Raw genomic sequence first — 4144 nt, 5'->3', positions numbered from 1 at the left:
ACATAATTACGCTTGTTACTTATTTTAAGGCAATAATTTACACCATCAACAATATAAAGACTAAGAATTAACCTAGTCATAAAGTCGTATTTGATACATTTTCTTCACAATATTGGCGTGACTAACGGAACTTTTTTCGAGCGAATTTGCGCACAAAAATCCGTCTCCAGGAAATTCATTTTCACCGATCATTTGTATACATTCCGGACCAATGGGACTGTGTGACACGCAACAACGGGAGCACCATCATCAATGCTACGTTAGCCGCTGGACGGTGATATTCTGTCGATAAACAAGAGAGGCAGGTAACACGAGAGCACTTCCGTCAGCCAGCCCAACTGCGGACTCCTGCATGAATAACAACATCGCAACCCAGGACTGGCTTCGCCGGGCCACCGCGCCATCGCGCATTGAGATTATTGAAGCTTACTTCAGGGGGCATGGCTATCAGCCGCATCGACACGATACCTATGCCATTGGCCGCACGCTGTCTGGCGTGCAGAGCTTCCGTTATCGCGGCAGCATGCGACACGGCCTTCCCGGCTCAACCCTCGTGCTGCATCCTGATGAGCTTCACGACGGCGAAGCGGGAACCGAAGAGGGTTTCCGCTATCGCATGCTCTATGTTGAGCCGTCGCTGATTCAGTCCATCCTGGGCGGCCAGTCATTACCCTATATCAAAGGGGGGATATCCGCCGATCCGCGACTGCTGGCCGCCGCTACGCCTTTACTCTGCGCCGTTGATGCTCCGCTACAGCCGTTGGAAGAAGATGAAGCGCTCTACGGTCTTGCGCACGCGCTGTCAGAGGTGGGTGGGCTGCGCTTTCATCGTCGCGCCTTCGATTATCCGGCCGCCGAACGAGCCAGAGACTATATCCACGAATTCTTTTACCGCAGCATCTCTTCTGAAGAACTCACCGCCGCCAGCGGTCGCGAGCGTTGGGCGCTGAGCCGTGACTTCCGCGCCCTGTACGGTACCAGCCCTCATCGCTACGTTATCCTGCGGCGCATCAGCTACTGCAAGCAGTTGCTCCTGGCCGGATTCAGCATGGCGGATAGCGCGATCCAGGCCGGTTTTACCGATCAAAGTCATATGATTCGCCACTTCAATGCGTGTATCGGGCTGTCTCCGGGGCGCTGGCTAAAGCTCCACGGCCTCTCGTCCCCTGCCTGCACAAACGTACAATACGTGCCACCTGCCGCTTTATAAGCTGGGTTCTCTTGTTACAGGAGAATCACTCATGCAGAAGCCCGTTAATTTTGTGTCAAAACTTGCTCAGTTCAACGAGCACTGGCAACCCAAAGTGGTCGCTGAAATGAACGACTATCAATTCAAGGTAGTAAAAATCCAGGGCGATTTTATCTGGCATGCGCACCCGGAAACCGACGAAACGATCGTCGTCCTCGCGGGCACGCTGGAAATAGCGTTCCGCGATCGTATTGTTGAAGTTCAGGCGGGCGAAATGTTCGTTGTTCCACGGGGTATTGAGCACAAAACGGCAGCCGTACACGAAGCGCATCTGCTGCTTATTGAGCCGCGCGGCGTACTCAATACCGGCCATGAGGGCGGCGCGCGCACCGCCGTCAACGACGTCTGGATCTAATCTTTTTGACGTCAGGCGGAGTTACGCCTCCGCCTGCTTCGTCTTCACGGGGACCTCATCCAGTGAGTAATACACTGCCAGCCCAAGCTCATTCGCGACCCTGACATCATTATCCGCACCGTTAGACGCGCCTTCAATGCGCAGCACCGCATCACAACGCGTCAACAGTCGATGAGCCACAGGGTAAAGAAACGCTTCGCTGATGGCATCGCCAATTTTCTGCGACCCCGCCGCCGCCGAGAGCGGAAATGCCAGCCACTCGCCAATCACCGGGATATGCCCTCGCTGATACACCGCCAGCGCCGTCTGCTCCATGCGGGCCAGGTTTTCATGCATCAACCGTTCATCGCCGTTGGTGCCACTTCGCACTGGACCTGCAATCAATATGATCATACTTTGCATCTTATGCTCCACATAGGTTGTTGTTTTGGGTAACAGGTGACAGCGCACAACCTATCATGCATAATCGTGCACATTCAAGACCAAACACGCATAGAGAAAATGATGCTAGCCAGCCAGCGAAAACAGCACATCCTTGAGATTCTGGCTCGGGATAAACAGGTGCACTCTACCGAGTTAAGCCAGCACTTCAACGTCTCGGAAGACTCAATTCGCCGGGATTTACGCGAACTTGCGGCGGCGGGATTGCTCCAGCGCGTCCACGGCGGCGCGCTGCCGGTTTCAGCCGCTATCGCCCCGTTCGAAGCAAGAAAAAGCGTGCAAATTGACGCAAAGAAAACGATCGCGCAAAAAGCAGCGGCATTAATCTGCCCGGGCCAGGTGGTGATCGTTGACGGGGGGACAACCACCTCTGAGATGATCAAGCTGCTGCCAGTCGATATGCCGTTCACCGTGGTGACCCACAGCCCAAACATCGCCGTCGGTCTGGTCGACTATCCGTTAATTGAAGTCATCCTGCTCGGCGGCACGCTGTTCAAGCACTCGGTGGTCACGACCGGGACGGCGATGACCGAAGCCGCCAGCCGAATCAACGCCGATCTGTACTTTATGGGCGTCACTGGAGTGCATCACAGCGCCGGGTTTACGACCGGAAATTTTGAAGAGGCAGGAGTAAAACGTCTGCTGAGCGAACGAGCCTCGGAAACCGTGGTCATGGCCTCTCATGAGAAAATTAACGCCGCCTCCGCTTTCGCCATCGGCGAGCTCAGCCTCGCCAGCACGCTGATCGTCGACGGTATACTGGATCAACCGCTCACCGATGCGCTTGCGCGCAGCGGCGTTACCCTTATCCACTAATCGAGGTCATCATGCTGGATATCACCCATTTTGGGCTGTTCATTCTCTCCGTGTTCCTGCTCTCCATCACGCCGGGGCCCGATATGGCCTATGTCGTCGGCCAGAGCGTGGCAAACGGTCGCCGCGCTGGGCTGATTTCCGCCGCAGGCGTCGCGCTCGGTAGCTGCACCCATGCGGTTGCCAGCGCCGTGGGTTTAACGGCGTTGATTACCGCCTCGCCGCTGCTGTTCACCGTGGTGAAGTACGTCGGCGCGGTATACCTGATGTATCTGGGTGGGAAAATGGTGCTGGGCACGTTTAGCCGGAAATCGGCACAGGGCGATGAACCGGTGGTGGAGCGAAACAGGGCCAATACCGGCGGCCTGCTGTCAAAAGGGTTTATTACCACCCTCACCAATCCGAAGGTGATTTTGTTCTTTATCTCCTTCTTCCCGCAGTTCGTGATGCCGAACGGCGAGCATCATGCCGTTTCGTTTCTGATCCTCGGTATGGCCTATGCGCTGGTTGGTTTTATGACCGACGCCACGTTTGCCATTCTGGCCGGTAGCGCCGCCGGCGCGGTCTCGCGTAACCAGACGCTGCAAAAGGTGTTGGATCGCGTGGTCGGCACGGCGTTTATTGGCCTGGGAATTCGGCTGGCGCTGACGCGACGCTAGTCGTGCCCGCGGCAACCCAATAAACAGAGCAGCCGGTTTCCCGGCTGCTCCAGGCAAAGCGATTTTTTCACGCTCGCTTAGAACCACGCCTCAAACATGCCGCCGAAGTTCAGTGAATCCAGCTGCTGGTCGTCGGTACCGTTCACCTTCGCCGTGCGCTTGTTGTCGACCTGACCGCCGGTCACGTAGAAGCGCAGCATCGGACGGAATTCCGGGCCCATACCAATCGCGATGTTCTGCGACAGCGTCAGCTTCCAGCCGTGGTTATCTCCGCCCTGGTCGTAATCCACACGCTGGTAACCCGCTTCCAGCCACGTCGAGTGCACGTCGTTCCAGAAGTACATCGGACGCACAATCGCGCCGTAGTTTTTACGGTTATCGGTTTTGTCTTTGCTGTTGTCGTAGTCGTGGAATGCCAGCAGGTATTCCACCTGCGCCTGCTGGGTGAACTTGTAGTTACCCTCGAAGCTGGCGTAGATGGCCGTCAGACCGTCGGTTTTATTGAACACGCTGTTATCCGAGTTATCGGAGTAGCGCAGGATAACCTTGTTCACGCCGCTGTCATCGCTGTTGGTGTGGCTTAACAGCAGGCCGCCCTGCCAGGCATCAAGCTGCTTGTTGTTATCC

6 protein-coding genes are annotated in these 4144 nt (G+C 55.9%); 4 read left to right on the top strand and 2 right to left on the bottom strand.

The annotated features are described in order from the left end of the window. Nucleotides 1-352: 352 nt before the first annotated feature. Both NNN71_RS23935 and NNN71_RS23930 read left to right on the top strand, forming a co-directional pair. Entirely contained in the window at nucleotides 353-1210 is an 858-nt protein-coding gene (locus NNN71_RS23935) for an AraC family transcriptional regulator (RefSeq protein WP_271459520.1), read from the top strand. A gap of 31 nt (nucleotides 1211-1241) precedes the next feature. Beyond that, nucleotides 1242-1604 (top strand): cupin domain-containing protein, encoded by a 363-nt coding sequence (locus tag NNN71_RS23930; protein ID WP_271459519.1) that lies wholly within the window; start codon nucleotides 1242-1244, stop codon nucleotides 1602-1604. Nucleotides 1605-1625: 21 nt separating this feature from the next. Here NNN71_RS23930 and NNN71_RS23925 read toward each other — a convergent pair whose 3' ends face one another. Further along, nucleotides 1626-2006, bottom strand: coding sequence for an NUDIX hydrolase (locus tag NNN71_RS23925; protein WP_167575078.1), 381 nt, complete (start codon nucleotides 2004-2006; stop codon nucleotides 1626-1628). Between the two features lie 102 nt (nucleotides 2007-2108). On the opposite strand from NNN71_RS23925, the gene NNN71_RS23920 reads away from it, so the two are divergent. Together NNN71_RS23920 and NNN71_RS23915 are read left to right on the top strand one after the other, a co-directional pair. After that, nucleotides 2109-2861, top strand: coding sequence for a DeoR/GlpR family DNA-binding transcription regulator (locus NNN71_RS23920; RefSeq protein WP_163446092.1), 753 nt, complete (start codon nucleotides 2109-2111; stop codon nucleotides 2859-2861). Between the two features lie 11 nt (nucleotides 2862-2872). After that, the gene (locus tag NNN71_RS23915; RefSeq protein ID WP_163446074.1) at nucleotides 2873-3517 is read left to right on the top strand and encodes a LysE family translocator; all 645 of its coding nucleotides are present in this window, start codon (nucleotides 2873-2875) and stop codon (nucleotides 3515-3517) included. A 77-nt stretch (nucleotides 3518-3594) separates the two neighbouring features. Here NNN71_RS23915 and NNN71_RS23910 read toward each other — a convergent pair. Beyond that, nucleotides 3595-4144, bottom strand: a 550-nt coding sequence (locus tag NNN71_RS23910) for a carbohydrate porin (protein WP_271459518.1), incomplete at its 5' end; no start/stop codon positions are given.

The sequence above is a fragment of the Kluyvera sp. Awk 3 genome (genome assembly GCF_028069715.1).
GTDB classification, from domain to species: Bacteria; Pseudomonadota; Gammaproteobacteria; order Enterobacterales; family Enterobacteriaceae; genus Kluyvera; species Kluyvera georgiana_A.
The sequence above is the reverse complement of the archived record's forward strand: the minus strand, read 5'-3'. Positions and strand labels throughout refer to the sequence as shown.